We start from the raw sequence: 26,200 nt of genomic DNA on the forward strand, positions 1-26,200 counted from the left end.
ACATTTTCAGAAAAAATGTGTGGAGGGGCTTGAGGGGCGAAAATGAGTCTGCTATAGTTTCACCTCTTCGTTGGCCCGGTAGCTCAGTTGGTAGAGCAGCGGATTGAAAATCCGCGTGTCGGTGGTTCGATTCCGCCCCAGGCCACCAGAATGCAAGAAGCCCGAGAGTGTCATCGCTCTCGGGCTTTTTCAATTTCCATATGCAAAAGCGGGCACGTTCGATTGAGCGAACGTGCCCGCTTTTTTCCACTATACGATCGTCACCTTGGATTCGCCGCGACGAATTTCTTGAACGCCGCGTAGGCCGCTTTCTGCGTCTTGCCGTCGTTCTTCAGAAGGCCATATGCGCCTTCGCCGCCCGCGGGATCGTCGTACAGCTCGTACGTCTGGATCGCCTGGATGTTGTACTTCGACGCCACCGCGACGAACTCCGCCATCATCTTGTTGCCGACGAGGTAGGCCGCGATCTGCTGTTCGCTGCCGAGCCACGGACGCACGCCGAATTCGTTGATCCAGATCGGCTTGCCCATCTGCTGCAGCGCCGCGAGCACGTCGTGACAACCCGTGCCGCCACATGCGTTCGTGATGTCGCCCATATCCGAGTACCAGTGCCACGCGGTGATGTCCCAGTTCACGACCGGATGACCCGTCGTGCCGTCGGGCTGCGTGCCGTTGGCGAGCATCTGATCGAGGCCGTAATGCATCCACGTGCCGCCGCCCATGATGATCTTGCCGTTCGGATCGACTGACTTCACGCCAGCGATCATCCCGCGAATCACGCCGCGCGCGATCTGGAATTTGGTGTTGTCGAATTGCTGCCCATAAACGCCGTCGACGTTGCTGCTGATCGCGCTGGCGTCGAGTTCGTTCGTCACTTCGTAGTACGGGTACTGGTACGAGGTCGCCGTCCAGACGCCGAGTTGATAACCCGCGTTGTAGGCATCGGTCTCGCTGGAGAAGGCGAGGCTCATCAACATCACCGGATACACGGTTACGCCGCCTGCCGCCATTGTTTTCGCGATGCCCGCGAGCTTGTTCGCAGTCCCCTGGCTGTACACCTCGTTTCGATACAGCTTCACGCCGAGATCCTGCAGCTGTGAGAGTTGCAAAGCCGGGCTGGAGAGGTCGTAGGCGCCGCCCTCATTGTTGTGCCCATTCGCGCCGTAAAAGATCGAGGTGGCCGACGTCGCATTCTTCACGACGACGTTCACGTTCTGCACCGTGCGTGTGGCGCCTTTGGCGTCGGTGGCCGTGATTTGCCATGTGTGCGTACCGTTGGTCTGACTCGTCGTGTTGACGGTCGTCGAGAACGCCCCGTTCGAGGGCGTTGCATCAGGCGCGACCTTGTTGCCGGTGGTCATGTCGACGACGGAGACTTTCGTCCAAGTCGTGCCCGCCGTCCCTTTCACCGTCGCGGTGCCGGAAACGGCGGCGTTCACTGTTGGCGAGGTGACGGCGAAAGCGGTTGTATTGCGGTTCGCTGCGGCGGCTGCTGCGGTGGAGGCGGTATCGAAGGCGTCGCTACTACCGCCGCCGCAGGCGCCGAGCAGCAAGCTGGCCGCGACTGCAACGGCGAACAGGCTCGCTCTTGGGACGGAAAGGGCGCCGACAGTGCAGTCGGCATGAATGTTGGTCTGAATGTAATTTTTCATTGTTCGTAGTGCTAATCGGGTAGTTGGCGTCAACAAAATGGGTGCGATCGCCGGAGCGCCGCGAGAAGGGCGGATCGGAGACGGACCTGCGGCCCCGCGTAACCCTGCGGGAGGGTTTGAAAATCAATCTTCGTTATGCGAATCAATTGGCCGCGTGAATGTCCCGGGCGGCGCGTACGAAAAGCGGCGCGTGGTCCGAAATCGCGCTATGGATGAGCTAGCTATGCAACCGGACGAATTGCTGGTCTCGTTATTAGTTCAGACGATTCAATTGTCTGTATAACGACCGGTTGTCCGTTGGGTTGAGGGAGATTTCCAGAAATTGCCGATCCGACCGTGTTGTTTGCGGCAATTTGTTCCGTTTGCAGGGTGTTGCGGCAAGATTGAAAGTGCTGGCCGCGACGACGCGCGCCGAACTCGGCGAACACCCGTGCTCCGTGCTAAAATTCCCGCCGAATTAAGGACTTGCCTCGTCCTCGGACCCGCAAGTCCTTTTCTTTTCGACGCTCCGAATCGCTCGTGTGACGCGCCGGAATCCTTCACCCGGCGCTCGTTCATCCGTCTCGTACTCCGCTATCGGCGGAATAAAGGGCGTGCGCGTCCGGGCGAAGGTCGCCGGCCTATACTGGACTCGCGGGCGTCGCGCCCGTGCCGCTCATGGCGAAGTCCGGTCATTCCGACAGCCAGTGCGGCGTGCGACGCCAATCTCATTCACGGAGTACGGAGTTTTCACGGTGACTCGGATAGACGCTAAAGACAGCGCGCTCGTGCTGTTTTCCGGCGGCCAGGACTCGGCCACGTGCCTTGCCTGGGCGCTTGATCGCTACAAGACGGTAGAGACGCTCGGGTTCGACTATGGACAGCGTCATCGCGTGGAACTCGAATGCCGCGACGGCTTTCGTGCCGCGATCGCGCGCGAGTTTCCGCTGTGGACGGAGCGCCTGGGCGAAGATCACATGATCGATCTGTCCGTGCTCGGCGCGATCAGCGATACCGCAATGACGCGTGAGATCGAGATCCAGGCGAACGCGAGCGGCTTGCCCAATACGTTCGTGCCGGGCCGCAATTTGCTGTTCATGACGATCGCCGCGGCGGTGGCGTACCGGCGCGGGCTGAAGGTGCTGGTTGGCGGCATGTGCGAAACGGACTTTTCCGGCTATCCGGATTGCCGCGACGACACGATGAAGGCGCTCCAAGTCGCGCTCAATCTCGGGATGGAAACGCGCTACGCGCTGGAAACGCCGCTGATGTGGCTCGACAAGGCCGACACCTGGCGGCTCGCGGAAACGCTCGGCGGCGAACCGCTCGTCGAACTGATCCGCGTCGAAACGCACACGTGTTATGTCGGCGAGCGCGCCGAACTGCACGACTGGGGCTTCGGCTGCGGTCAGTGCCCGGCATGCAAGCTGCGCAAGCGCGGCTACGAGGCGTATCGCGCGGGCGAGCAGGTCACCACCGCGCCGGTTTGATTTTTACGACACGTTTTACGAGGCAGGCAGAGCAGTCATGACGTACGCGGTAAAGGAAATTTTCTACACGTTGCAGGGCGAGGGCGCCAATGCCGGGCGCCCGGCCGTGTTCTGCCGTTTCGCGGGCTGCAATCTGTGGTCGGGGCGCGAGGAAGATCGCGCGGACGCCGTCTGCCAGTTTTGCGACACCGATTTCGTCGGCACGGACGGCGAGAACGGCGGCAAGTACAAGACGCCGGCGGAACTCGTCGCGAAGATCGCATCGTTGTGGCCGGAAGGCGCGGCGCACAGATTCGTCGTGTGTACGGGCGGCGAGCCGATGCTGCAGATCGATCAGCCTTTCGTCGACGCGCTGCATGAAGCCGGCTTCGAAATGGCGATCGAGACGAACGGCTCGCTGCCCGTGCTCGAGAGCATCGACTGGATTTGCGTGAGCCCGAAAGCCGATGCGCCGCTCGTCGTCACGAAGGGCAACGAACTGAAGGTTGTCGTCCCGCAGGACAACCAGCGACTGGCGCAATACGAGAAGCTCGACTTCGACTACTTTCTCGTACAGCCGATGGACGGCCCGTCGCGCGACATCAACACGAAGCTGGCGATCGACTGGTGCAAGCGCCATCCGAAGTGGCGCCTGTCGATGCAGACGCACAAATATTTGAACATCCCCTGATAAGACGGTCAGCCGACGTGCAGACGATTACCCGAAAACTCGAATTCGATGCGGGCCACCGCATCCCCGATCACCGCAGCCAGTGCCGCAATCTGCACGGGCATCGCTATGTGCTCGAGATCACGCTGCAAGGCGATCTCGTCGACGTGGAAGGCGCGCCCGACCGCGGCATGGTGATGGACTTCGCCGACGTGAAAGCGCTCGCGATGGAGCATCTCGTCAACAAGTGGGATCATGCGTTCATCGTCTATGAAGGCGATGTCAAAGTGCGCGAATTCCTGCACACGCTGGCGGATCACAAGACCGTCGTGCTGGATCGCATTCCGACCGTCGAGAACCTGGCGGCGGTTGCGTTCAACATCCTCGCCGCAGTCTACGATGCACATTACGGCGTCAACCTCAAGCTGAAGCGCGTGCGTCTTTTCGAAACGCCGAACTGCTGGGCCGACGTCGAGCGCGGCTAATCTTCGGCGCGCGCCAGGCCCGGAGCACGCCCGGCGCGCGCGCGTGCGTCACGGTATGATCGTCCGATGAGTCGCCCACCTCCGAGGCGACGAGACACGGAGCGCACGCATGCCGTCACTTCTGCCATCGTTTTCATCGCTGCGGCCGCGCGCGGCCGTCCTTCGATCTCTCGAAGGAGCCGCGCGATGAGCACGTTCACCAATCCCCTCAAGCAGCGCTTTTCAGAATCGGGCACCCTCTTCGGACTGTGGCTGTCGCTCGGCAGCGCCGATGCCGCCGAAGCGCTCGCGCACGCGGGCTTCGACTGGCTGTGCATCGACATGGAGCATTCGCCGAACGATAGCGCCGACGTCGTCGCTCAACTGCGGGCGATCGCCGCCGCGCATCTGCCGAGCGAGCCGATCGTGCGTGTGCCGGCCAACGAGGGCTGGCTCGTCAAACGCGCGCTCGATGCGGGCGCGCGCACGCTGATGTTCCCGAACGTGCAATCGGCCGAAGAGGCGGCGCGCATCGTGCGGCTCACGCAGTATCCGACCGAAGCGGCGCTGCACGGCTTGCGCGGCGTCGCGGGCGCGGTGCGCGCGGCGGCATACGGCATGCGGCGCGACTACATGGCGAGCGCGAATGCGCAGATTGCGACGATCGTGCAGATCGAATCGGTGGCGGCGCTCGAAGCGGTCGATGAGATCGCCGCGACGCCGGGCGTCGATTGTCTGTTCATCGGGCCGGCGGATCTGGCGGCGAGCCTCGGTCATCTCGGCGACGGCAAGCATCCGGATGTGCAGGCGGCGATCACGAAGATCGTCGACGCCGCGAATCGCGCGGGCATCGCGAGCGGCATCTTCGCGCTCGATGCGGCGAGCGCGAAGCAATACGCGCAGGCGGGCATCAAGCTCGTCGCGATCGGCGCGGATGTGATGTGGCTGTTGAAGGCGACGCGTCAGGCGTTGCAGGAGGCGCGAACATGAAAACCGTCGTGGCGTCGGTGGTCGCCGCGGTGATTCTGTCGATATCGATCGGCGCGGCGCACGCCGACAACGCGCCGAAGTCGGCCGATATCGCCACGCAAAACGCCGTCGCCGACTACAACGCGGGCAATCTCGTCGCGGCGCGCTCCGAGTTCCGGCGCGCCGCGCAGAAGGGCAGCCGCCTTGCCCAATTCAATTACGCGATGATGCTGCTCAACGGCGAGGGCGGCCCGGTGGACGTGCCGGAAGGCAAGAAATGGTTGCGCCGCGCAGCCGATGCCAACATGACCCACGCGCAATATGTGTACGGCAAGATGTACGACGATGGACAGTTCGTCGAGAAAGACCCGGCGGAGGCGCATCGCTGGTTCCTGCGCGCGGCGAATCAGGGACACGTGCAGGCCGAACTCGCGCTCGCCAATCAGTTTCTCGATGGACGCGGCACCACGCGCGATAACACGCAGGCGTTCACCTGGTACAAGAAGGCCGCGCAAGGCGGCGACATGACGGCGCAATACGTCGCGGGTTCGTTCTATGAGCGCGGCGGTGATGGCGTCGAGCGCAACCTGAACGTTGCGCGCGCCTATTACGCTGCGGCGGCGGCGCAGGGCGATCCGGCCGCCAAGCTGAAATATCTGCAGTTGAGCGCAGAACTGGAGCAGCAAAAGCCGCAGTGACGAGGACGGCGCGCGCTAACTCTGCATCAACCGCTTTTGACGAGCGACACTCATGATCAGCCCAACCGCGACGCCGAGCGTCGTCAACGCGGTCCCGCCGTAACTCATGAACGGAAGCGGCACGCCGACCACGGGCAGAATGCCGCTCACCATGCCGATATTGACGAACGCGTAAGTAAAGAACGCGAGCGTGAGCGATCCGGCCAATAATCGCCCGAAGAAAGTGGCGCCGTTCGCCGCGATGAAGAGCCCGCGCGCGATGAGCGCCATATAAAGGAAGAGCAGCACGAGCCCGCCCGCGAGCCCGAACTCCTCGGAGAAGACGGCGAAAATGAAGTCGGTGTGCTTTTCGGGGATGAATTCGAGGTGCGCCTGCGTGCCCTTCAACCAGCCTTTCCCGAACGTGCCGCCCGAACCGATCGCGATCACCGCCTGAATCGTGTGGAAGCCTTTGCCGAGCGGATCGGAAGTCGGGTCGAGCAGCGTGCAGATGCGGTGCTTTTGATAGTCGTGCATCATCGGCCAGACCACATCCGGCTGGCAGATCTTGTCCTGAAACACCGCGATGCTCGCGACCGCAATGACGGCTGCGATCAGCACGGGCAGGATGAGCTTGAAACTCAGCCCGGCGAAATAGATGACGAACATGCCCGCCGCGAACACGAGCACCGCGGTGCCCAGATCCGGCTGCTTCGCGATCAGCCCGACCGGCAGCAACAGAATGACAAAGCCGACGATGTAATCCCACCAGCGGACATTGCTTTCGCGCTTCTGGTAGTACCAGGCGAGCATCAGCGGCATCGCGATCTTCATGATTTCGGATGGCTGGATCACCACGCCGACATTGAGCCAGCGTTTCGCGCCCTTGCGCGTCAGCCCGAACGCGGCGACCGCGACCAGCAACGCGACGCCGACGGTGTAGAGCGGCACGGCGAAGCGCATCAGCATCTGCGGCGGGATGTTGGCGAGCACCCACATCAGACCGAAGGTCAGCATGATGTTGCGCAGCTGGTCCTCGACACGCCCGGGCATGTCGAGGCTCGCGCTGTACAGCGTCACGATGCCGACGCCGAGCAGCAGGAACACGATGAGCGCGAGCGGCTTGTCGAAGCCCGCGAACATGCGCTTGGCGCGGTCCAGCAGCTCCCGCTTGTCGAATTGCATGTGCAGTTGCATGGCGGTTTCCTTTACTCGTCGATGCCGCCGGACGGCGCGAGAACGCGCACGCCGTCGTTTTCATTGCCGCGCACCATCGAAGGCGTCGGCTCCGTCGGGCGCTTTTTCGGCGCGGGCGTGCGGCCAGGCGTGGAGGCGGGCAGTGCCGCAGCAGGCGCTGCGGGCGTCGCCGATGCGGCGCGCGGCGCCGACGCTTTCGGTGTGGAAGCAGGAAGCGCCGGCGCGGAAGCCGCTTTCGCGACTGCGGGATTCGACGCAGCCTGAGGCGAAAACGCCGGCGACGAATTCGCGACGGACGCAGGCAACGCGATGGCGGCGGGCGGTTGCGTGCCGCCGATCGTCGGCAGGCCGGCGTCTGTCGTCGCCGAGGCCGCCGCCGCGACAGCGGCCGCCTCCGCGCCTGGCTTCAGACGATCGATCAGATAATAGTCGAGCACCTTGCGCGCGATCGGTCCTGCGGATTCAGCGCCCCAGCCGCCGTTCTCGACGATCAGCGCAAGTGCGATCTTCGGCTGTTCCGCCGGCGCGAACGCGATGAACAGCGCGTGATCGCGCAGATGCTCCGCGAGCGCGTGTCCTTTGTAGTTCGACCCCTGCAGCGAATAGACCTGCGCCGTGCCGGTCTTGCCCGCCGCCTGGTACGGCGCGCCCGCGAACACCTTCGCCGCCGTGCCGCTGGTGACGACGCCTTCCATCGCCCGCTTGATGAAATCCACGTCCTTCTGCTGCACGGCGATCTTGTCGCTCGGATCGCGTACGACGGCGCGCGTCGCCTTCGAGATCGGATTTTCGATATCGCGCACGAGGTGCGGCTTCATCACGACGCCGTTGTTCGCGAGCGTCGCGGTAGCGTGCGCGAGTTGCAGGATCGTGAACGAGTTATAGCCCTGGCCGATGCCCAGGCTGATCGTTTCGCCTTCGTACCAGCGCTGCTGCTCGGGCTTGCGGTACGCCTTGCGCTTCCATTCCGTCGACGGCAGGATGCCGCGCGCCTCGCCCGCGATATCGATGCCGGTGATCTGCCCGAAACCCCACGGCTTCATGAAGCCGGCCATCGCGTTCACGCCGAGATCGCGCGCGAGCATGTAGAAGTACGTGTCGTTCGATACGACGATCGCGCGGTTCATGTCCACCCAGCCCTGGCCCGAGCGCACGTCGTTGCGGAACGTGTGGCCGCCGAACGTGAAGTAGCCCGGATCCTGGAAGCCCCAGCCCGGCGTGCGCTTGTGCAGCGTCAGCGCGGCGAGCGCCATGAACGGCTTGTAGGTCGAGCCGGGCGGATACGTGCCGTGCAGCGGACGATTCAGCAGCGGGTGGTCCGACGAATTGTTGAGCGCGTCCCACGTCTGCTGATCGATGCCGTCGACGAACGAATTCGGATCGAAGCTCGGCGCGGACACGAACGCGAGCACGTCGCCGGTGGAAGGCTCGATCGCGACGAGCGCGCCGCGCTTGCCCGCGAACGCCTGCTCGGCGACCTGCTGCAAGCCGATATCCAGCGAGAGTTGAAGGTTGTTGCCCGGCGTCGCCTGCGTGCGCGACATGGTGCGCACCGGGCGCCCGCCCGCCGTGACTTCCACTTCCTCGAAACCCGTCAGTCCGTGCAACTCGGTTTCGTAACTCTGCTCGACCCCGATCTTGCCGACGTAGTCGGTGCCCTTGTAGTTGTTGGCGTCGACGCGCGGATCGTAATGATCCGAGCTTTGGTCGTTGGCGTCGCTCGCGTCGTCGATGCGCTCCTGATCGCGCTGCGAAATCCGTCCGATATACCCGATCACGTGCGCGGCAGTCGTGCCCAGCGGATATTGGCGGAACAGTCGCGCGCGCACCTCGACGCCCGGGAAGCGATAGCGCTGCGCGGTGAACTTCGCGACTTCCTCGTCGGTGAGACGCGTGCGGATCGGCAGGCTTTCGAAATTCTTCGAGTCTTCGAGCAGCTTCTTGAAACGGCGACGGTCGCGTGCGTCGATCGGAATGACTTGCGAGAGCTCGTCGATGGTTTCGTCGAGCGTGCCGTTGATCTTCGAACGCGTGATTTCCAGCGTGTACGCGGAGTAGTTCTTCGCCAGCACGACGCCGTTGCGGTCGGTGATGATGCCGCGGTTCGGCACGATCGGCGCAACGGAAATGCGGTTCTCGTTCGCCTGCAACGAGTATTTGCTGAAATGCCAGACCTGCAGATAGAGAAAGCGCAGCCCGATCAGACCGAAGCAGACGAACACGAACAGTCCCGCCGCCGCGACGCGCAGGCGGAACTTCGACAACTGTTGCTCGGTGTTCTTTATTTCGGTCATGCAGCTTTCGCGGTGTACTCGCGATTCAAGTGTAGTTCGCGCGCGGCGGTTTATTCGATGACCCGGCGCCGCGCGGCAAGACTCAGATTGGACGCGTGTCGTCCGGGTCGGCGGCGCGGCGCTGCGGCATCAGCAAGAGAAAGCTCGCGATCGGCCAGAGCAGCGCCTCGACGAATCCGTTGACCGGATAACTCCAGCCGGGGAACGCCGCGCCCGTCATCAGGCGGATGATGAAGGGCACGAGATGCGCGCCGACGAGGAGCGGCGCGACGACGAACATCTGCACGGGCAGCGTCATCCACAACACGCGGCGGTGAATGGTGATCGCGCCGTACGAAAGAAGCGTGTAAGCCAGCGCGTGTTCGCCGAGCAGATTCGCGTTGTGCACATCCATCAGAATGCCGAGCATGAACGCGATGCCCATGCCGACCTTGCGCGGCTGATGCACATTCCAGAACAGCAGTACGAGCGCCACGAAATCCGGCACGCCGATGAGCCGTCCCCACGGCATCAGGTTCAGCAGAAACGCAGCAGCCAGACTGAACGTGATGAAGTACGGATTGACTGGCTGGAGGATGTATTGCGGGCGGTTCATCGCGCGGCTCCCGAGGATGCGGGTTTCGGCGCATGCGCCTTCTTCGACGGCTTCGCCGCCGCGCCCGATGCCGCCTTGGGCGAGGCCGCTTTCGCCGGCGCAGCCTCAGCGGGCTTTGCGGGTGCAGCCGCCGCAGCCGCGGAGCCCGGCGCCGGAGCGGACGCGCCTGCCGCGGCCGAAGCGCCGCTCGCGCCCGCTGCCGCCGCAGCCTTCGGCGCGGCCTTCTTCTTGCCCTTGTTTTCCTTCGCTTCCTTCGCAGCCGCGGCCGCTTCGACTTCGATCGGATTCGGCGGCACGTTGACGTTGTAATGCAGCACGAGTAACTGACGCGCGCCACGCACTGCCGCGATCGGCACGCACACGACGCGCGCGAACGCCGTGTCGGCCTGCTTGTCGACGCGTAGCACCTTCGCGACCGGCAGTCCCGGCGGATAGATGCCGTCGAGACCGCTCGTGACGAGTTCATCGCCGGCTTGCACGTCGGCGCTGATCGGCACGAAGCGCAGATCGAGCGTGTCGCCCTTGGGCGTCCCGTAGATCACGCTGCGCAAGCCGGTGCGCGCGATCTGAACGGGCACGGCCTGATCCTTGTCGGTGAGCAGCGTGACTTCCGATTGCAGCGGAAACACGCGCGTCACCTGGCCGATCACACCGTCTTCGGTGACGACCGGCGCGCCGTCCTGGATATTTTGCTGCGAACCTTTGCCGATCACGACTTTCTGCGTAAACGGATCGCGCGTGTCGTACTGAATTTCGGCGGGCGTTTCGTCGGTGGTGGCGCGCGATTGGAGATTGAGCAGCGCGCGCAGATGCGCGTTTTCGATGGCGAGCTGCGCCGCATCGCCGGCCTTCACGGACAGTTCCAGATTCTTGTTGGCGAGCTTCGCGTTTTCGCTGCGCAGCGTCGCGCTCGTCACGGCGAGATCGGCCGCGCCCATGAAGATGTCGCGCGGCACCAGCGCTGCGCGCTGCAACGGATAGAGCCCCGCGCCGAGCATTCCGCGAACGATTTCCAGCGTGCTGTAGCGAGCATCCGAAATGAGCAGGGCGATCGCGAGCACCACGAAGAAAATCAGGCGCGCGAGCGCGGAGGGGCCTTGCTTGAAAAGGGGCGGCGGACTGTATTCCATGGTCGGCGCCGAGGGCGTGAACGGATGGATCGATGCTGCAGGTTTTTTCGCCGATGGCGAAGCCTGCCCTACGCAGTTTCGACAACGGCCCGGACAGATGCCGGGCCGTGCGCCCGCCGCGTTATGCGGGTGCGTTTAGCTGTCGCGTCGAAGACCATTCAGCCTCAAGGGAAGAAGAGCGATAGCCTTCAGCAGGGAGATCACTCGTACGAGAAGATGCTGCCGAGCTTGTCCATGCGCTCGAGCGCCATGCCCGAGCCACGCACCACGCAAGTCAGCGGATCTTCGGCGACGAGCACCGGGAGGCCGGTTTCTTCGGCGAGCAGGCGGTCGAGGTCGCGCAGGAGCGCGCCACCGCCCGTCAGCATCATGCCGCGCTCGGCGATGTCCGCGCCGAGTTCCGGCGGCGTCTGTTCCAGCGCGATCTTCACCGACGACACGATCTGATTCAGCGGGTCCGTCAGTGCTTCAAGAATTTCGTTGCTCGAAATGGTGAAGCTGCGCGGAATGCCTTCGGACAGATTGCGGCCCTTGACTTCCATTTCCTTCACTTCGGAGCCCGGGAACGCTGAACCGATTTCCTTCTTGATGGCCTCGGCGGTTTGCTCGCCGATCAGCATGCCGTAATTGCGGCGGATGTAGTTGACGATGGCCTCGTCGAACTTGTCGCCGCCCACACGTACCGAGCCCTTGTACACGATGCCGCCCAGCGAGATGACGCCGACTTCCGTCGTGCCGCCGCCGATGTCGACGACCATCGAGCCCGTCGCTTCCGAGACCGGCAGGCCGGCGCCGATTGCAGCGGCCATGGGCTCTTCGATCAGATAGACCTGCGACGCGCCCGCGCCGTGTGCCGCTTCCTTGATCGCGCGGCGCTCGACCTGCGTGGAGCCGCACGGGACGCAAATGATGATGCGCGGCGACGGCGAGAACATGCGGGATTCGTGAGCGGTCTTGATGAACTGCTTGATCATCTGCTCGGTGACGGTGAAGTCGGCGATCACGCCGTCCTTCATCGGGCGGATGGCCTCGATGTTGCCCGGCACTTTGCCGAGCATCTGCTTGGCTTCCTTGCCGACCGCCTGAATGGTCTTCTTGCCGTTGGGGCCGCCTTCCTGGCGAATCGAAACGACCGAAGGCTCGTCGAGGACGATGCCTTTGCCGCGCATGTAGATCAGCGTGTTGGCGGTGCCGAGGTCAATCGCCAGGTCGTTGGAGAAATAGCTGCGCAAAAAACCGAACATTCAAAAATCCTGTCTCGCTGGGTGGCCGTTCGTCGCGAGGAGCGCCGGGGACGGCAGCGGAAAAAATAACGGTTTGCCCGGACGGCGAACGCTCGCCGCGAAGTGCAAATCCGGGAAGAAATCTACCGCAGAATGGAACGCCGTACGCAAACGTTTCTCACAATTCAATGATTCAGGGAGAAAGCCGCTGACAAGCCGATCCAGGGGTGAGTCGAACGTGTAATGATACCTTATAATTTGCGGGTATCTATAGGAAAAGGATGGCACTTTTTGCCATCGCCAGGCCTGCTTCCGAGGGCTCCTTTCAATATCGTAACTGGCTGTCGCAGCGCAGGTTTTCGAATTGAGGCTGCCCACGCTTTCTCCGGTGATTCCATGTCTTTGACCCTGACCGACGTAAAACGCATCGCGCACCTCGCGCGGCTCGAATTGCCCGACCACGAAGCCGAACCCACGCTCGCGCGTCTCAACGATTTTTTCGGCCTTGTCGAGCAGATGCAGGCCGTCGATACGACCGGCATCGAACCGCTCGCGCATCCGATCGAGCAGATCGAGGAAGTCGCGCTGCGTCTGCGTGACGACGCTGTCTCAGAGCGTGTCGAGCGCGAAGAGTTCCAGCGTTGCGCGCCTGCCGTGCAGGACGGGCTCTATCTCGTGCCGAAGGTGATCGAATAAGGCGCTTCGTGCGCCCACCAAGTGACATTGCGCGCGGATCGAATGCCCGCGCTCATCAGGGAACTGCAATGCATCAAAAAAGCTTGACCGAACTGCGCGCGGCGCTCGACTCGAAGGAAGTCTCCGCGGTCGAACTGGCGCAGTCGTATCTGCAACGCATCGAGGGCGCGAAGGCGCTGAACGCGTTCATCGGTGTCGATCCCGAGCTCACGCTCGAGCAGGCGAAAGCCGCCGACGCGCTCATCGCCCAAGGCAATGCCGGCGCGCTCACGGGCCTGCCGATCGCGCACAAGGACGTGTTCGTCACGCGCGGCTGGGCCTCGACGGCCGGCTCGCATATGCTCGAAAACTACGCGAGCCCGTTCGATGCGACCGTCGTCGATCGCCTGAAGCACGCCGGCATGGTGTGCCTCGGCAAGACCAACATGGACGAGTTCGCGATGGGCTCGTCCAACGAGAATTCGTACTTCGGCGCGGCGAAGAATCCGTGGGATCCGAAGGCGGTGCCGGGCGGCTCGTCGGGTGGCTCGGCCGCGGCCGTGGCCGCGCGTCTCGCGCCCGCCGCGACCGGCACCGACACCGGCGGCTCGATCCGCCAGCCCGCGTCGTTCACCGGCATCACGGGCATCAAGCCGACCTACGGCCGCGTGTCGCGTTACGGGATGATCGCGTTCGCATCGTCGCTGGATCAGGGCGGCCCGATGGCGCAAACCGCGCACGACTGCGCGCTGCTGCTCAACGCGATGGGCGGCTTCGACGAGCGCGACTCGACCAGCCTGCAGCGTGAGAACGAAGACTACACGCGCTATCTCGGCAAGACGTGGAACGGCGGGGACGCGGCCAAGCCGCTCGCCGGCCTGCGCATCGGCATGCCGAAGGAGTACTTCGGCGCCGGGCTAGCCGAGGACGTCCGCGCCGCCATCGACGCGGCATTGAAGCAATACGAAGCGCTCGGCGCGACGCTCGTCGAAGTGTCGCTGCCGCAGACCGAGCTCTCGATTCCCGTGTACTACATCATCGCGCCGGCGGAGGCTTCGTCGAACCTGTCGCGTTTCGACGGCGTGCGCTACGGACATCGTGCGGCGCAGTACAAGGATCTGCTCGACATGTACAAGAAGTCGCGCGCGGAAGGCTTCGGGCCGGAAGTGAAGCGCCGGATTCTCGTCGGGACGTATGTGCTGTCGCACGGGTATTACGACGCGTACTACCTGCAGGCGCAGAAGATCCGCCGCATCATCGCGCGGGACTTTCAGGAAGCGTTCAAACAGTGCGACGTCATCATGGGGCCGGTCGCGCCGTCCGTCGCGTGGAATCTGGGCGAGAAGGCCGACGATCCCGTGCAGATGTATCTCGCGGATATCTACACGCTTTCCGTGAGCCTCGCGGGTCTGCCCGGCATGAGCGTGCCGTGCGGCTTCGGCGCGGGCGCGAACGCGGATCGCCCGGTCGGTCTGCAGATCATCGGCAACTATTTCAACGAAGCCCGGATGCTCCAGGTCGCCGACGCGTTCCAGCGTGCGACCGACTGGCACCGCAAGGCACCATCGGCATCGGGAGTGTGAACATGCAGTGGGAAGTCGTCATCGGTCTGGAAACGCACGCGCAGCTTTCCACCGTCTCCAAGATTTTCTCGGGCGCGCCGACGCAATTCGGCGCGAGCCCGAACTCGCAGGCGAGTCCTGTCGATCTCGCGCTGCCCGGCGTGCTGCCCGTGATGAACAAGGGCGCCGTGGAGCGCGCGATCCGCTTCGGCCTGTCGATCGGCGCGCACATCGCACCGCGCAGCATCTTCGCGCGCAAGAACTACTTCTATCCGGATCTTCCGAAGGGCTATCAGATCAGCCAGTACGAGATTCCGGTCGTGCAGGGCGGTCAGATCACGATCCAGGTTCCGGCCAACGAGAAGGCGGGCAAGGAAGCGTATTCGAAGACCATCAACCTGACGCGCGCGCACCTCGAAGAGGACGCGGGCAAGTCGCTGCACGAAGACTTCGCGGGCATGACGGGCATCGACCTGAACCGCGCGGGCACGCCGCTGCTCGAGATCGTCACGGAGCCGGAAATGCGCAGCGCGGCAGAAGCCGTTGCGTATGCGAAGGCGCTGCATGGCCTCGTCGTGTGGCTCGGCATTTGTGACGGCAACATGCAGGAAGGCTCGTTCCGTTGCGACGCGAACGTTTCGGTGCGGCCGGTCGGCCAGAAGGAATTCGGCACGCGCGCGGAGATCAAGAACCTGAACTCGTTCCGTTTTCTCGAAGAAGCGATCCAGTACGAAGTGCGTCGTCAGATCGAGCTGATCGAAGACGGCGGCACGGTGGTCCAGGAAACGCGTCTCTACGATCCGGACAAACGCGAAACGCGTTCGATGCGCAGCAAGGAAGACGCGCACGATTACCGCTATTTCCCGGATCCGGACCTGATGCCGCTCGTGATCGAATCGTCGTGGATCGAGCGCGTGAAGGGCGAAATGCCGGAGCTTCCGGCGGACATGCAGAAGCGTTTCGTCGATACCTACGGCCTCACGCCGTATGACGCGGGCGTGCTGACGTCGTCAAAAGCGATGGCGTCGTACTTCGAGGCGCTCGTGCAGAAAGCGGGTTCGGCACAAGCGAAGATCGCCGCGAACTGGATGATGGGCGACGTCTCCGCGCAACTGAACCGCGAATCGCTCGACATCAGCGAATCGCCGGTTTCGAGCGCGCAACTCGCGCTGATTCTTCAACGCATCGCCGACGGCACCATCTCCAACAAGATCGCGAAGGACATCTTCCAGACGATCTGGGACGAGAAGGCGACGGACGACGCGGCAGCGGATCGCATCATCGAGGCGAAGGGCCTGAAGCAGATTTCCGACACCGGCGCGCTCGAAGCAATCATCGACGAAGTGCTCGCGGCGAACCAGAAATCGGTCGAAGAATTCCGCGCGGGCAAGGAGAAGGCGTTCAACGCGCTGATCGGCCAGGCGATGAAGGCGACCAAAGGCAAGGCGAATCCGCAGCAGGTCAACGAACTGCTGAAGAAAAAGTTATCCTGATCGCTCAGTCCCGCACGGGATGAATGGGCTGCTGCCGGTCGAGCCCGGCAGCAGCCCGTTTTTCATTGGCGAACCAAGAACCAAAGAGACATGGCAAAGAAACCCGGACTCGACGACTTTCGCGTGCCTTTCTTCGACGCTGGCAAAAAGCTGAAGGCGTTCGACCTGAGCGCGATCGATCCGTCCGCGAAGCCGTTTTCCAGCGGCTCGAAAGATGAAGATCGCGAACGCCTCACGGCGATCGGCGTGCAACTCGACGACCTTCAGGAGAAACTCCACGCGCAGCGCCGCCAGCGCGTGCTGCTGGTGCTGCAAGGCATGGACACGAGCGGCAAGGACGGCACCGTGCGCGCGGTGTTTCACGATGTCGATCCGCTCGGCCTGCGCATCGTGCCGTTTCGCGCGCCGTCGGAGCGCGAGGTCGCGCACGACTTCCTGTGGCGCGTGCACGCGCAGGCGCCGCAGGCCGGCGAGTTCGCGATCTTCAATCGCAGCCACTATGAAGACGTGCTCGTGCCGCGCGTGCTGAAGCAGATCGACGCCGACGAATGCGAGCGGCGCTTTCGCCATATTCGCAACTTCGAGTCGCTGCTCGCGGATAGCGGCACGACCATCGTCAAATGTTTCCTGCATATCTCGAAGGATGAGCAGCGCGAGCGCCTGCAGGCGCGCATCGACGATCCGACGAAACACTGGAAGTTCGACGTCTCCGATCTCGACGCGCGCAAGGAGTGGGACGACTATCAGGCGGCGTATGCGGACCTGCTCGGCGCGACGTCGACCGACTATGCGCCGTGGTACATCATTCCGGGCAATTCGAAGACGCATCGCAACGTGATGGTCGCCGAACTGCTGTTGCGCACGCTGCAGGACATGAAACTCGAATTTCCGCCGGCGAAGGAATCGCTCAAGGGCGTGAAGGTCGAATAAAAACGAACTCAAAAAGGAAGCGTATGTTTCGCGTGATTACCGCCAATCTGAACGGCATCCGTTCGGCCGCCAAGAAAGGATTCTTCGACTGGTTCGGCGAGCAGAAATCCGACGTCGTGTGCGTGCAGGAAATCAAGTGCTCGCAAGACGACCTGACGCCGGAATTCCTCGCGCCGCACGGTTTTCAGGGCTATTTCCAGCATGCCGTGAAGAAGGGCTACAGCGGCGCGGGCCTCTATACGCGTCACGAACCGGATGACGTGATCATCGGTTTCGGCTCGGAAGAGTTCGATCCGGAAGGGCGCTACGTGGAAGCGCGTTTCGGCAAGCTCTCGGTGGTATCGGTGTACGTGCCGTCCGGGTCGAGCGGCGACGAGCGCCAGCAGGCCAAATACCGCTTCATGGACGAGTTCATGCCGCATCTCGACGCGCTGTCGAAAGAGCGCGAAGTGATTCTGTGCGGCGATGTGAACATCGTGCACAAGGAAATCGACATAAAGAACTGGAAGAGCAACCAGAAGAACTCCGGCTGTCTGCCGGAAGAGCGCGCGTGGCTCACGAAGCTCTTCGACGACGTGGGTTATGTCGATGTATTCCGCACGCTGGATCAGCGCCCCGAGCAGTACACGTGGTGGAGCAATCGCGGCCAGGCGTATGCGAAGAACGTGGGGTGGCGTATCGACTATCAGATCGCGACGAAGGAAGTCGCCGCGACCGCGAAGAAGACGTCGATTTTCAGGGACATCAAGTTCAGCGACCATGCGCCGCTGACGATCGACTACGACTGGAAGCTCGGCAAGAAGAATTGACTAGCGCCCGCTCTTCTTGAACCGCCCCATGCCCGCGTAATTCGGCAACTGGTCGATGGTCTTGCCGAGCGCCTTTGCATAGAGCGGCATCATGTCCGGCATGCGCTTGAGCAGGTCCTGCCTGCGATCCGGGCCATACGGATGCATCCAGATGAAGCCGACATCCGCGCGCCGTGTTCCCGAATCGATCTTGTTCCACAACGTGACCGCCGCGCGCGGATCGTAGCCCGCGCGCGAGGCGATCTCGCTGCCGATCACATCGGCTTCGGTCTCATCGGCGGGGGAATAGCGCATGGTCAGTAATTCATCGCCGAAATCGGGCTGTTGCGGCGGATAGTTCGAGAAGCCGAACAACTGGGGCGGCGCGCCGGCGGAGAGTTGCGCCGCCTGCTGCCGGCCGAGCCGCTCGCGCGCATGCTCGCGCAACGCGTGCGCGATCTCATGGCCGATCATCATGCCGATCTCGTTATCGTTCAGACGCAGCTTCTCGATGAGACCGCTATACACGACGATTTTCCCGCCCGGCAGGCACACCATGCGCTCTTCGGGCGACTTGATGACGTTGACCTCCCACTTCCAGTTCTTCGCGCGATCGTTCCACTTGAGCGCGAACGGAATCTCGTGATTCGCGATCTCGCGCACGCGCTTCACGAGCGGGTTGCTATCGGGAAGCAATGTCTTCGCGCGACCGGCATCGAGGATGACTTGCGCGTATTCCTCGGCGGACTGCGCTTCGAGCGTTGCGGGCGGGATCAGGTTGCGAAAGAGCGCCGTATCGCCGAAGCGGATCTGGTTGTTCGGTGCGGTGTAGGGCGGCGGCGTCTTCTGTTCGTCCTGAGCGTGCGCGGACAAGGGCGCGAGCGACGCCGATGCCAATGCGCAAACCAAGGCGCGAAGCTTGAAAGAAACCGTCATCGTCGAGTTCTCCAGGGCGCGATCTTGGGCAACAGTAACATGCCCGGAATGGACAACGCGACGCAGATCATGAAGTACGGAAACCATCCGGTTTCATTCACGATGAAGCCGCTGCCCGCCGCGGCGAACGTGCGCGGCACCGCCGCGAGGCTCGTGAAGAGCGCGAACTGCGTCGCGGTGTAGCGCGGGTCCGTCGTGCTCGCGATGTACGCGGTGAAGGTGGCGAGCGTGAGACCCGTCGCGAAGGTTTCGAAGCCGTAGAGCACGGCGAGCGCCGCGGGCGACGGCCCGATCTTCGCGAGCCAGGCGAAGCCTAACGTCGCGACGATCTGCAGCGCGCCGAAAATCCACAGCCCGCGCGCGATGCCGATCTTCACCAGCGCGATCCCGCCGAGCAATCCGCCCGCGATGCTCGCCCAGAATGCGACCGCTTTCGCGATTACGCCGATCTGCGCGAGTGAGAAACCCACGTCGATGAAGAACTTTGTGGCGAGTGCCGTCGCCATCGTGTCGCCGAGCTTGTAGAGGAAGATGAAGCTCAGCACGAGCAGCGCCGCGCGCCAGCCGTCGCGCGTGACGAACTCGTGAAACGGCTCGACAATCGCCTCGCGCAGATTCTTCGGCGGCGCGCCGTGAATCTCCGGCTCCCTGACGACGAGCGTCGTGATGAGACCCGGCAGCATGAACGCGGCGGTGATCAGAAACACGGTCTTCCACGGGAAGACCGTGGCGAGAATCAGCGACAGCGAGCCCGGCACGAGCCCCGCGACCTTGTACGCATTGACGTGAACCGCATTGCCGAGTCCTTGCTCGGTGTCGGCGAGCAATTCGCGGCGGTATGCATCGATGACGATATCCTGACTCGCGCTGAAGAACGCGACGAGCGCGGCAACCGCCGCGACGGCCCATAGACTTCGTTCAGGTGAGAAGAATCCGAACGAGCCGATCGCCACCATCACGAGCACTTGCGTGACGAACATCCAGCCGCGCCGTCTGCCGGGACTCCAGCCCGGAAAGCGCGGGATGTAACGGTCCATCAGCGGCGACCAGACGAACTTCCACGTGTATGGCAGTCCGATCAGCGCGAACAGGCCGATCTCCTTGACGTTGATGTGCGCGGTCGTCAGCCACGCCTGCAGCAGGCTGTAGAGCGTGAAGAGCGGCAATCCGGACGTGAAGCCGAGAAAGACGCAAATGAGGATGCGCTTGTTGAGAAACGTGCGCCATCCGGGATGTTCTTCGTGAGCAGTTAGAGCGGGCGCCTCGTGTGGCGTATCGGGCATGTCGTATAGCGGGCAGTTGTCGATGCGCGACGGCGCCGGTCATCGTTACCGGCGCTTCACGCGATAGACCGCAAGACTACCACGCCAGTTCGCCCCCCAACGGACCGGCTGGCCGTCGTGCAGCACCACGCGGTCGAGAATTTCGATGCCCACCTCCGGCGCGAGCGCCTCGAAGTCCTTGATCGTGAGCACACGCACGTTCGGCGTGTTGTGCCACTGATAGGGCAGCGACTTCGACACGGGCATGCGCCCCTGAATCACCGACAGCCGATGTTGCCAGTATCCGAAATTCGGAAACGACACGATGCACTGGCGCCCGACGCGCACCGTCTCGCGCAGGATCGCGGCGGTCTGATGAATCGTCTGCAGCGTCTGCGAAAGGACCGCGAAATCGAAGCTGTCGTCCTCGAAGAGACGCAAACCGTCTTCGAGATTCTGCTGAATCACGTTCACGCCTTTTTGCGCGCACGCGAGCACGCCGGCATCGTTGATCTCGATGCCGTAGCCCTTCACTTCGAGTTCTTCGCCGAGCAGCGATAGCAGCGACCCGTCGCCGCAGCCGAGATCGAGCACCGTCGAGCGCGGTTCGACCCAGCGGGCGATCGCCCGAAAATCGGAGCGCAGCGCGAGCGAATCGAGGGTGTGCTGGTTCATGCGCCGATCTCCGTGGCAATGCGTTCGTAATAGGCGCGCATCAGGTTGTGATAACGCGCGTCGTCGAGCAGGAAGGCGTCGTGGCCGTGCGGCGCATCGATTTCCGCGTAGCTCACGGTGCGCTTGTTGTCGAGCAGCGCTTTCACGATTTCGCGTGAGCGCGCGGGCGCGAAACGCCAGTCCGTCGTGAAGCTGGTAATGAGATATTTCGCGCTGGTATTGCCGAGCGCTTTCGTGAGATCGCCGTCGAAGGCTTTGGCGGGATCGAAATAATCGAGCGCGCGCGTGATCAGCAGATACGTGTTCGCGTCGAAGTATTCGGCGAACTTGTCGGCCTGATAGCGCAGATACGACTCGACTTCGAATTCGACATCGAAGTTGAAGTTGTACGCATCGAGCGCTCCCTCGGCACGGCGCAGCGCGCGGCCGAATTTCACGGCCATGTCGTCGTCCGACAGATACGTGATGTGGCCGATCATGCGCGCGACGCGCAAGCCGCGACGCGGCTTCACGCCGTGCGCGTAATAGTCGCCGCCGTGGAAATCGGGATCGGAGAGAATCGCGGAACGCGCGGTTTCATTGAACGCGATGTTCTGCGCGGAAAGCTTCGGCGTCGATGCCACGACGATGCAATGCGCGAGCCGCTCCGGATACATCATGCTCCACGCGAGCGCCTGCATGCCGCCGAGGCTGCCGCCCATCACGGCCGCGAAGCGCTCGATGCCGAAGCGGTCCGCGAGACGCGCCTGCGCGTTCACCCAGTCTTCCACCGTGACGACGGGAAAGCTCGCGCCGTACGGCTTTGCCGTCGTGCGGTCGATGCTCATCGGTCCAGTGGAACCGAAGCACGAGCCGAGATTGTTCACGCCGATCACGAAGAAGCGGTTCGTGTCGAGCGGCTTGCCGGGACCGACCATGTTGTCCCACCAGCCGACGTCCTTCGGATTATCCGCGTGGATGCCCGCGACATGATGCGACGCGTTCAACGCGTGGCACACGAGCACGGCATTCGAGCGCGCGGCGTTGAGCTCGCCGTACGTTTCGACGACGAGTTCGTAGTCGCCCAGCATCGAGCCGTTCTGCATCTTGAGCGGCTCGGTGAAGCGCAGTGTTTGGGGCGTGACGATGCCGATCGATTCCATTCATTCCGCCTTTGACCAAGCGGCTAAACGGTGTCGGCGAAGCGCGGAAAAACAGTGATGGCGCGGCTGACGACCTCTTTAGCCGCATTTATAGTGAACGCCCGTGAATCATCACTGAGGTTCGCGCGCCCGCAATCGAGTCAGCAAATCGGCGCGTCGTTGATGTTCGAGAAGATCTCGTTAGCGATGGAGTATAGCGGAAAACGTTATTAAGCCGCCATTTGCTCCGTCTTGGATGGGGCCCGCGTTTCCGTCTATATTGTCTAATCGTCTCGTCTTGCCAGGAAACGGAAATGAAACCGGGCCGGGTCAGACCGCTGAGTCACCTGAAGAGCCGCGCGGCCGAGTTGATCCGCAATATCGTCGAGAGCCGCGAGCCGATGCTCATCACGCGGTCGTGCAGGACGTGCAGTCATACGAGGATCTGCATCAGACGCTTGCCTTGCTGAAGATTCTGGCGATGGGGCAGAAGACCATTGAAGCCGGCCAGTGCATGAGCGCGGGCGATGTGTTCGCCGAGATCGAGCGCCTCGACCGCGAAGAAGGCGTCAAGTGAAGACCGTCTTTCTCGATCCCGTGCGCCAGGATTTGCAGGACTTCCGGCGCTACGTCATCAACAAGTTCGGCGGCACCGCGTGGTCCGCAACGCGCAACAAGATCGCCGATACCATCGCCGAAATCGAAGCCGCGCCGTGCAACGGCTCGACGCCGCCGGAGCTCGTCGACTTTCCCATGTCGGGGTACTACGAAGTCGCGAGCGGCACGAACCGCATCATCTACAAGGTCGATGGCGACACCATCTACGTGCATCTCGTCGTCGACGCGCGCTCGGACCTCGAAGACATTCTCGCGCGGCGGCTGTTTCGGATGTAGCTGCAATGGACGCGATCGGATCAGAGCGCGCGGCCGCGCATGCCGAGGGTGAGGGCGCGCAACGACCGCACCGTGCGATCCACATAATGCGGCCTGCCCGCGCCCGGCAGGCGTACTGACATTCCGCCGCTCGACGTCTTCGCAACCGGCAGATGCCCGACGATCCACACCGTGCGAATGCCCAGCCGCCGATAGCGCTTCAGATGCCCGCGCGTATCCTCGACGAGAATCGCGTCTTCGAGACGCACGTGCGCGCGGCGCATCGCACGGCGCAGCATCGGCGCGTCAGGCTTCGCGCGCCAGTGCTGACCTTCGCGCATGTCCTCGATCGCGATCACGCGCTCGAACAGCTTCGCGATGCCGAGTTCCGCCAGCACGGTGCGCGCGTAGAGCGTCGGTGCGTTGGTAAGCACGATCTTGCGTCCGGGCAGCGCACGCAGTATCCGCGTGAGGCCGCGCTCGGCGCGCAGCATCGACGGCAGATCGGGGAAGGTGTGAACCTCGCGCAGGAAATCGGCCGGATCGACGTCGTGATGCCTGACGAGCCCGAGCAGCGTCGCGCCGTAACGCACCGTATAACCGACGCGCAGGCGGTTCGCCTCGTCGACGTCGACGTTCAGGCGATCCATGATGTATTGCGTCATCCCGCGATTGATCGCCGGGAAAATTTCATGCGATGCGTGATGCAGCGTGTTGTCGAGATCGAAGAGCCAGACGGGACCGCGCGTTTTCACGCGGCGTCGGCGGGACGGGCGATGCGGACTCATATCAGCGTTGCACCAAAAGAAACGCCCGCGCATTGGCGGGCGTGGAAAGCGAAATGACGATGCTCAATGCGAGCGGATCATCGTGCCGAATGGCTGCTCGGTCAGAATTTCGAGCAGCACCGAATGCTCGATGCGGCCATCGATGATGTGCACCGAGCGCACGCCGCTCTTCGCCGCATCCAGCGCGGAGGAAATTTTCGGCAACATGCCGCCGGAGATGGTGCCGTCCGCGAAGAGGGCGTCGATCTCGCGCGCGGACAGGTCGGTCAGCAGATTGCCTTCCTTGTCCATCACGCCGGGAATGTTCGTCATCATGACGAGCTTTTCCGCATTCAGCACGACGGCGAGCTTGCCCGCGACGAGATCCGCGTTGATGTTGTACGAGAGGCCGTCCTCGCCGAAGCCGATGGGCGAAATGACCGGAATGAACGCGTCGTCCTGCAGCGCCTTCACGACCGCCGGGTTGATCGCCTCGACTTCGCCGACCTGGCCGATGTCGATGAACTGGCCCGGATTATCGCGGTCCGGCATCAGCAGCTTGCGCGCGTGGATCAGGCCGCCGTCCTTTCCCGTCAGACCGACCGCCTGTCCGCCGAAGTGATTGATCAGCGTGACGATGTCCTGTTGCACCTCGCCGCCGAGCACCCATTCGACGACTTCCATGGTTTCTTCGTCGGTGACGCGCATGCCCTGGATGAAGGTGCCTTGCTTGCCGATCTTTTTCAGCGCCTGGTCGATCTGCGGGCCGCCGCCGTGCACGATCACCGGATTGATGCCGACGAGCTTCAGCAAAATGACGTCGCGCGCGAAGCCTTGCTTCAGGCGCTCTTCGGTCATGGCATTGCCGCCGTATTTGATCACGACCGTCTTGCCGTGATACTGACGGATATAGGGCAGCGCCTCGGCCAGAATTTCAGCCTTCAGGGTAGGCGCGATTTGCGTGAGGTCGGGTTGCTCGGACATGGCGGCAGATGAGGCGAGGAGCGTTTAAACACGCCGAATTGTACAGGACCGACGCATTGCGGCAGGACGAATTGCCGCGCCGGCGCGACGTTTTCCGGCGGACGGGCCGGCGTGCGATCATCGTTCGAACGGATTGATGACAAGATGATGAACGAATCCCCTGAAACGAACGGGCGGCCAGCGCCGGGCGCGCTGGTTTGCGCCCGCTGCGGCACGTCGTTTCGCTGCGGCATGCGCGCGGGCGATCCGGCCTGCTGGTGCGCGTCCCTCGCCGCGTTGCCGCTCGACCGTCTGCGGCCGGGCATGAGCTGCCTGTGTCCGGCGTGTCTCGCGGCGCAAATCGATCGTGCCGCACCGCTGGACTAGCAGATCGAGCGCCGTGGCTGCCTCCCGCGGCAAGGTGCGACAAATCGCGCCAGATGCGGCTGCGGGCCCGACGCAAGCGGGATAATGTCGCGGGAAGCGTAACCACGCTGTCAAGCACTCAAGCAGATGCATCGCATAACCAATACCGGCCGCGTCAATCTCGGACACCTCTTCTGGCTTCGCTCGCTCGCGATCATCGGCCAGCTGACGACCATCGCCGTCGTGCAGATCTTCTTCGGCGCGAAGCTCCCGCTGCCCGCGATGCTGCTCGTCGTCGCGCTGGAGATGATCTTCAACGGCCTCACGTGGCTGCGCGTCGCGCGGGCGCGGCCGGAGACGAATCTCGAACTGTTCGGCCAGATGCTGGTTGATCTCGGCGCGCTCTCGGCGCTCCTGTTTCTCTCCGGCGGCGCGACCAATCCGTTCGTCACGCTTTATCTGCCATCGCTCGCGATAGCCGCCGCCGTGCTGCCGTGGACAATGATGGCTTGCCTCGCGCTCTTCGCCGTCGCCTGTTACGCGCTGCTCAGCTACAACTACGTGCCGCTCAACATCGAGAATCCGGCCAATCTCTTCGATTATTTCCGCACCGGCCTGTGGGTCAACTTCATGGTGAGCGTCGGGTTGATCGGTTGGTTCGTCGCGCGCATGTCGCGGGCGCTGCGCGTGCGCGACGCCGCGCTCGCCGAAGCCCAGCAACGTCATCTTCGCGATGAGCGCGCGGTCGCGCTCGGCGTGCAGGCCGCGACCGTGGCGCACGAAATGGGCACGCCGCTTTCGACCATCGCGATGCTGGCCGAGGAACTGCGCGACTCCGCCGCGCACGACAGGAACCTCGCACCCTACGCGGCGGATTTCGAACTGCTCGAGCAGCAGATGGCGCTCTGCACGTCCGCGCTCGCACGCCTGCGCAGCCGCGCGACGGGGCCGTCGAGCCGCCAGGGGCTGGACGAATGGCTATCGAGCTTCATCGAGCAATGGCGTTTGCGGCATCCGCAGGTGAAATTCGCGCAGATCGGCCGGACTCCCGTGGATGCGTCTATCGACGACGCGGTAGCCGTCGGCCAGATCCTCACGATCCTGCTCGATAACGCCGCGCGCGCGAGCAGCGAATCGGTGACGCTGCAGGCGTCGGTCGAAACGGTAGACGACATGGACTACGTGCGCTTCGACGTGTGCGATCGCGGCCCGGGCATTCCGCCCGCGCTGCGCGGCACGCTCGGCGCGGGCCCGGTCGACAGTACCCAGGGCGGGCACGGCGTCGGGCTTTATCTGGCGTTCGCGGCGGCGGCGCGGCTCTCTGGATCGATCGAACTGATCGACGGCAAGCCGCGCGGCACGTGCGCGGTGTTGCGCCTGCCCAATCGCGGCGCGGTCGCGGCGCCGGCGCCGGCGCAGGCGGCAGGAACTGAACGAAGCGGCGCGGCCTGAACTCGAACCCAGGCGCGC

26 protein-coding genes and 1 tRNA gene are annotated in these 26,200 nt (G+C 63.2%); 15 read left to right on the plus strand and 12 right to left on the minus strand.

Going from position 1 to position 26,200, the window contains the following annotated elements:
* Positions 1-72: 72 nt before the first annotated feature.
* A tRNA-Phe gene (locus tag NCS58_RS01195) sits at positions 73-148 on the plus strand.
* Positions 149-260: 112 nt separating this feature from the next.
* Here NCS58_RS01195 and NCS58_RS01200 read toward each other — a convergent pair.
* Positions 261-1,211, minus strand: a complete 951-nt coding sequence (locus tag NCS58_RS01200; protein WP_250537757.1) for a lipopolysaccharide biosynthesis protein — start codon at positions 1,209-1,211, stop codon at positions 261-263.
* A 1,175-nt stretch (positions 1,212-2,386) separates the two neighbouring features.
* Here NCS58_RS01200 and queC point away from each other — a divergent pair.
* The 5 genes from queC to NCS58_RS01225 all read left to right on the plus strand — a co-directional run bounded on the left by queC (position 2,387) and on the right by NCS58_RS01225 (position 5,901).
* Entirely contained in the window at positions 2,387-3,121 is a 735-nt protein-coding gene (gene queC, locus NCS58_RS01205; protein ID WP_250537676.1) for a 7-cyano-7-deazaguanine synthase QueC, read from the plus strand.
* 37 nt (positions 3,122-3,158) lie between these two features.
* The gene (queE, locus tag NCS58_RS01210) at positions 3,159-3,791 is read left to right on the plus strand and encodes a 7-carboxy-7-deazaguanine synthase (protein WP_061116728.1); all 633 of its coding nucleotides are present in this window, start codon (positions 3,159-3,161) and stop codon (positions 3,789-3,791) included.
* 17 nt (positions 3,792-3,808) lie between these two features.
* Positions 3,809-4,255 (plus strand): 6-carboxytetrahydropterin synthase QueD, encoded by a 447-nt coding sequence (queD, locus tag NCS58_RS01215; RefSeq protein WP_250476138.1) that lies wholly within the window; start codon positions 3,809-3,811, stop codon positions 4,253-4,255.
* A 186-nt stretch (positions 4,256-4,441) separates the two neighbouring features.
* Positions 4,442-5,224, plus strand: coding sequence for an HpcH/HpaI aldolase/citrate lyase family protein (locus NCS58_RS01220; protein WP_061116730.1), 783 nt, complete (start codon positions 4,442-4,444; stop codon positions 5,222-5,224).
* Positions 5,221-5,901, plus strand: coding sequence for a tetratricopeptide repeat protein (locus NCS58_RS01225; protein WP_250476139.1), 681 nt, complete (start codon positions 5,221-5,223; stop codon positions 5,899-5,901). Before NCS58_RS01220 ends, NCS58_RS01225 begins: the two co-directional genes overlap by 4 nt.
* Before the next feature lie 15 nt (positions 5,902-5,916).
* Here NCS58_RS01225 and rodA read toward each other — a convergent pair whose 3' ends face one another.
* The 5 genes from rodA to NCS58_RS01250 all read right to left on the minus strand — a co-directional run bounded on the left by rodA (position 5,917) and on the right by NCS58_RS01250 (position 12,340).
* Positions 5,917-7,065, minus strand: coding sequence for a rod shape-determining protein RodA (rodA, locus tag NCS58_RS01230; RefSeq protein WP_061116929.1), 1,149 nt, complete (start codon positions 7,063-7,065; stop codon positions 5,917-5,919).
* A 23-nt stretch (positions 7,066-7,088) separates the two neighbouring features.
* On the minus strand, positions 7,089-9,371 hold the full coding sequence (gene mrdA, locus NCS58_RS01235) for a penicillin-binding protein 2 (protein WP_061116732.1): 2,283 nt from the start codon (positions 9,369-9,371) through the stop codon (positions 7,089-7,091).
* A gap of 82 nt (positions 9,372-9,453) precedes the next feature.
* A complete protein-coding gene (gene mreD, locus NCS58_RS01240) occupies positions 9,454-9,966 on the minus strand; it encodes a rod shape-determining protein MreD (protein WP_061116733.1) in 513 nt (170 codons plus the stop codon).
* Complete coding sequence (gene mreC, locus NCS58_RS01245) at positions 9,963-11,096, minus strand: rod shape-determining protein MreC (protein ID WP_061116734.1); 1,134 nt, start codon at positions 11,094-11,096, stop codon at positions 9,963-9,965. The genes mreD and mreC overlap by 4 nt, the downstream gene beginning before the upstream one ends.
* A gap of 200 nt (positions 11,097-11,296) precedes the next feature.
* Positions 11,297-12,340 carry a rod shape-determining protein gene (locus NCS58_RS01250; protein WP_004189550.1) on the minus strand — a complete coding sequence of 348 codons (1,044 nt, stop codon included), beginning with the start codon at positions 12,338-12,340 and terminating at the stop codon, positions 11,297-11,299.
* Positions 12,341-12,715: 375 nt separating this feature from the next.
* Between NCS58_RS01250 and gatC the strand changes: the two genes are divergently transcribed.
* The 5 genes from gatC to NCS58_RS01275 all read left to right on the plus strand — a co-directional run bounded on the left by gatC (position 12,716) and on the right by NCS58_RS01275 (position 17,788).
* Positions 12,716-13,015 carry an Asp-tRNA(Asn)/Glu-tRNA(Gln) amidotransferase subunit GatC gene (gatC, locus tag NCS58_RS01255; protein ID WP_061116735.1) on the plus strand — a complete coding sequence of 100 codons (300 nt, stop codon included), beginning with the start codon at positions 12,716-12,718 and terminating at the stop codon, positions 13,013-13,015.
* Positions 13,016-13,083: 68 nt separating this feature from the next.
* Positions 13,084-14,577 (plus strand): Asp-tRNA(Asn)/Glu-tRNA(Gln) amidotransferase subunit GatA, encoded by a 1,494-nt coding sequence (gatA, locus tag NCS58_RS01260; protein ID WP_250537678.1) that lies wholly within the window; start codon positions 13,084-13,086, stop codon positions 14,575-14,577.
* A 2-nt stretch (positions 14,578-14,579) separates the two neighbouring features.
* Entirely contained in the window at positions 14,580-16,049 is a 1,470-nt protein-coding gene (gene gatB / locus NCS58_RS01265; RefSeq protein WP_061116737.1) for an Asp-tRNA(Asn)/Glu-tRNA(Gln) amidotransferase subunit GatB, read from the plus strand.
* 90 nt (positions 16,050-16,139) lie between these two features.
* Positions 16,140-16,979: a polyphosphate kinase 2 family protein gene (locus tag NCS58_RS01270; RefSeq protein ID WP_250537679.1), complete on the plus strand. Its 840-nt coding sequence runs from the start codon at positions 16,140-16,142 to the stop codon at positions 16,977-16,979.
* A 23-nt stretch (positions 16,980-17,002) separates the two neighbouring features.
* Positions 17,003-17,788, plus strand: a complete 786-nt coding sequence (locus NCS58_RS01275; protein WP_250476143.1) for an exodeoxyribonuclease III — start codon at positions 17,003-17,005, stop codon at positions 17,786-17,788.
* Here the strand turns inward: NCS58_RS01275 and NCS58_RS01280 are convergent, their stop codons facing one another.
* The 4 genes from NCS58_RS01280 to NCS58_RS01295 are packed head-to-tail and all read right to left on the minus strand — an operon-like array spanning position 17,789 to position 21,782.
* Entirely contained in the window at positions 17,789-18,703 is a 915-nt protein-coding gene (locus NCS58_RS01280; protein ID WP_250537681.1) for a M48 family metallopeptidase, read from the minus strand.
* Entirely contained in the window at positions 18,700-19,986 is a 1,287-nt protein-coding gene (locus NCS58_RS01285; protein WP_061116741.1) for an AmpG family muropeptide MFS transporter, read from the minus strand. Before NCS58_RS01285 ends, NCS58_RS01280 begins: the two co-directional genes overlap by 4 nt.
* 45 nt (positions 19,987-20,031) lie before the next feature.
* A complete protein-coding gene (gene metW / locus NCS58_RS01290; protein ID WP_061116742.1) occupies positions 20,032-20,640 on the minus strand; it encodes a methionine biosynthesis protein MetW in 609 nt (202 codons plus the stop codon).
* The gene (locus tag NCS58_RS01295) at positions 20,637-21,782 is read right to left on the minus strand and encodes a homoserine O-acetyltransferase (protein ID WP_061116743.1); all 1,146 of its coding nucleotides are present in this window, start codon (positions 21,780-21,782) and stop codon (positions 20,637-20,639) included. Before NCS58_RS01295 ends, metW begins: the two co-directional genes overlap by 4 nt.
* A gap of 406 nt (positions 21,783-22,188) precedes the next feature.
* Here NCS58_RS01295 and NCS58_RS34315 point away from each other — a divergent pair, with 406 nt between their 5' ends.
* Positions 22,189-22,338: a hypothetical protein gene (locus NCS58_RS34315; protein WP_311766291.1), complete on the plus strand. Its 150-nt coding sequence runs from the start codon at positions 22,189-22,191 to the stop codon at positions 22,336-22,338.
* Complete coding sequence (locus NCS58_RS01305) at positions 22,335-22,655, plus strand: type II toxin-antitoxin system RelE/ParE family toxin (RefSeq protein WP_250537682.1); 321 nt, start codon at positions 22,335-22,337, stop codon at positions 22,653-22,655. Before NCS58_RS34315 ends, NCS58_RS01305 begins: the two co-directional genes overlap by 4 nt.
* A 20-nt stretch (positions 22,656-22,675) precedes the next feature.
* Here the strand turns inward: NCS58_RS01305 and NCS58_RS01310 are convergent, their stop codons facing one another.
* Together NCS58_RS01310 and argB are read right to left on the minus strand one after the other, a co-directional pair.
* Positions 22,676-23,422, minus strand: coding sequence for a pyrimidine 5'-nucleotidase (locus NCS58_RS01310; RefSeq protein ID WP_061116930.1), 747 nt, complete (start codon positions 23,420-23,422; stop codon positions 22,676-22,678).
* Positions 23,423-23,485: 63 nt separating this feature from the next.
* Entirely contained in the window at positions 23,486-24,385 is a 900-nt protein-coding gene (gene argB / locus NCS58_RS01315) for an acetylglutamate kinase (protein WP_061116746.1), read from the minus strand.
* A gap of 144 nt (positions 24,386-24,529) precedes the next feature.
* Here argB and NCS58_RS01320 point away from each other — a divergent pair, with 144 nt between their 5' ends.
* Both NCS58_RS01320 and NCS58_RS01325 read left to right on the plus strand, forming a co-directional pair.
* Complete coding sequence (locus NCS58_RS01320; protein ID WP_250537683.1) at positions 24,530-24,751, plus strand: cysteine-rich CWC family protein; 222 nt, start codon at positions 24,530-24,532, stop codon at positions 24,749-24,751.
* Positions 24,752-24,877: 126 nt separating this feature from the next.
* Positions 24,878-26,182: an ATP-binding protein gene (locus NCS58_RS01325; protein WP_250537684.1), complete on the plus strand. Its 1,305-nt coding sequence runs from the start codon at positions 24,878-24,880 to the stop codon at positions 26,180-26,182.
* The last annotated feature ends 18 nt before the right edge of the window (positions 26,183-26,200 follow it).

Source organism: Caballeronia sp. INML3B, from assembly GCF_023631305.1.
Classification (GTDB): Bacteria; Pseudomonadota; Gammaproteobacteria; order Burkholderiales; family Burkholderiaceae; genus Caballeronia; species Caballeronia turbans.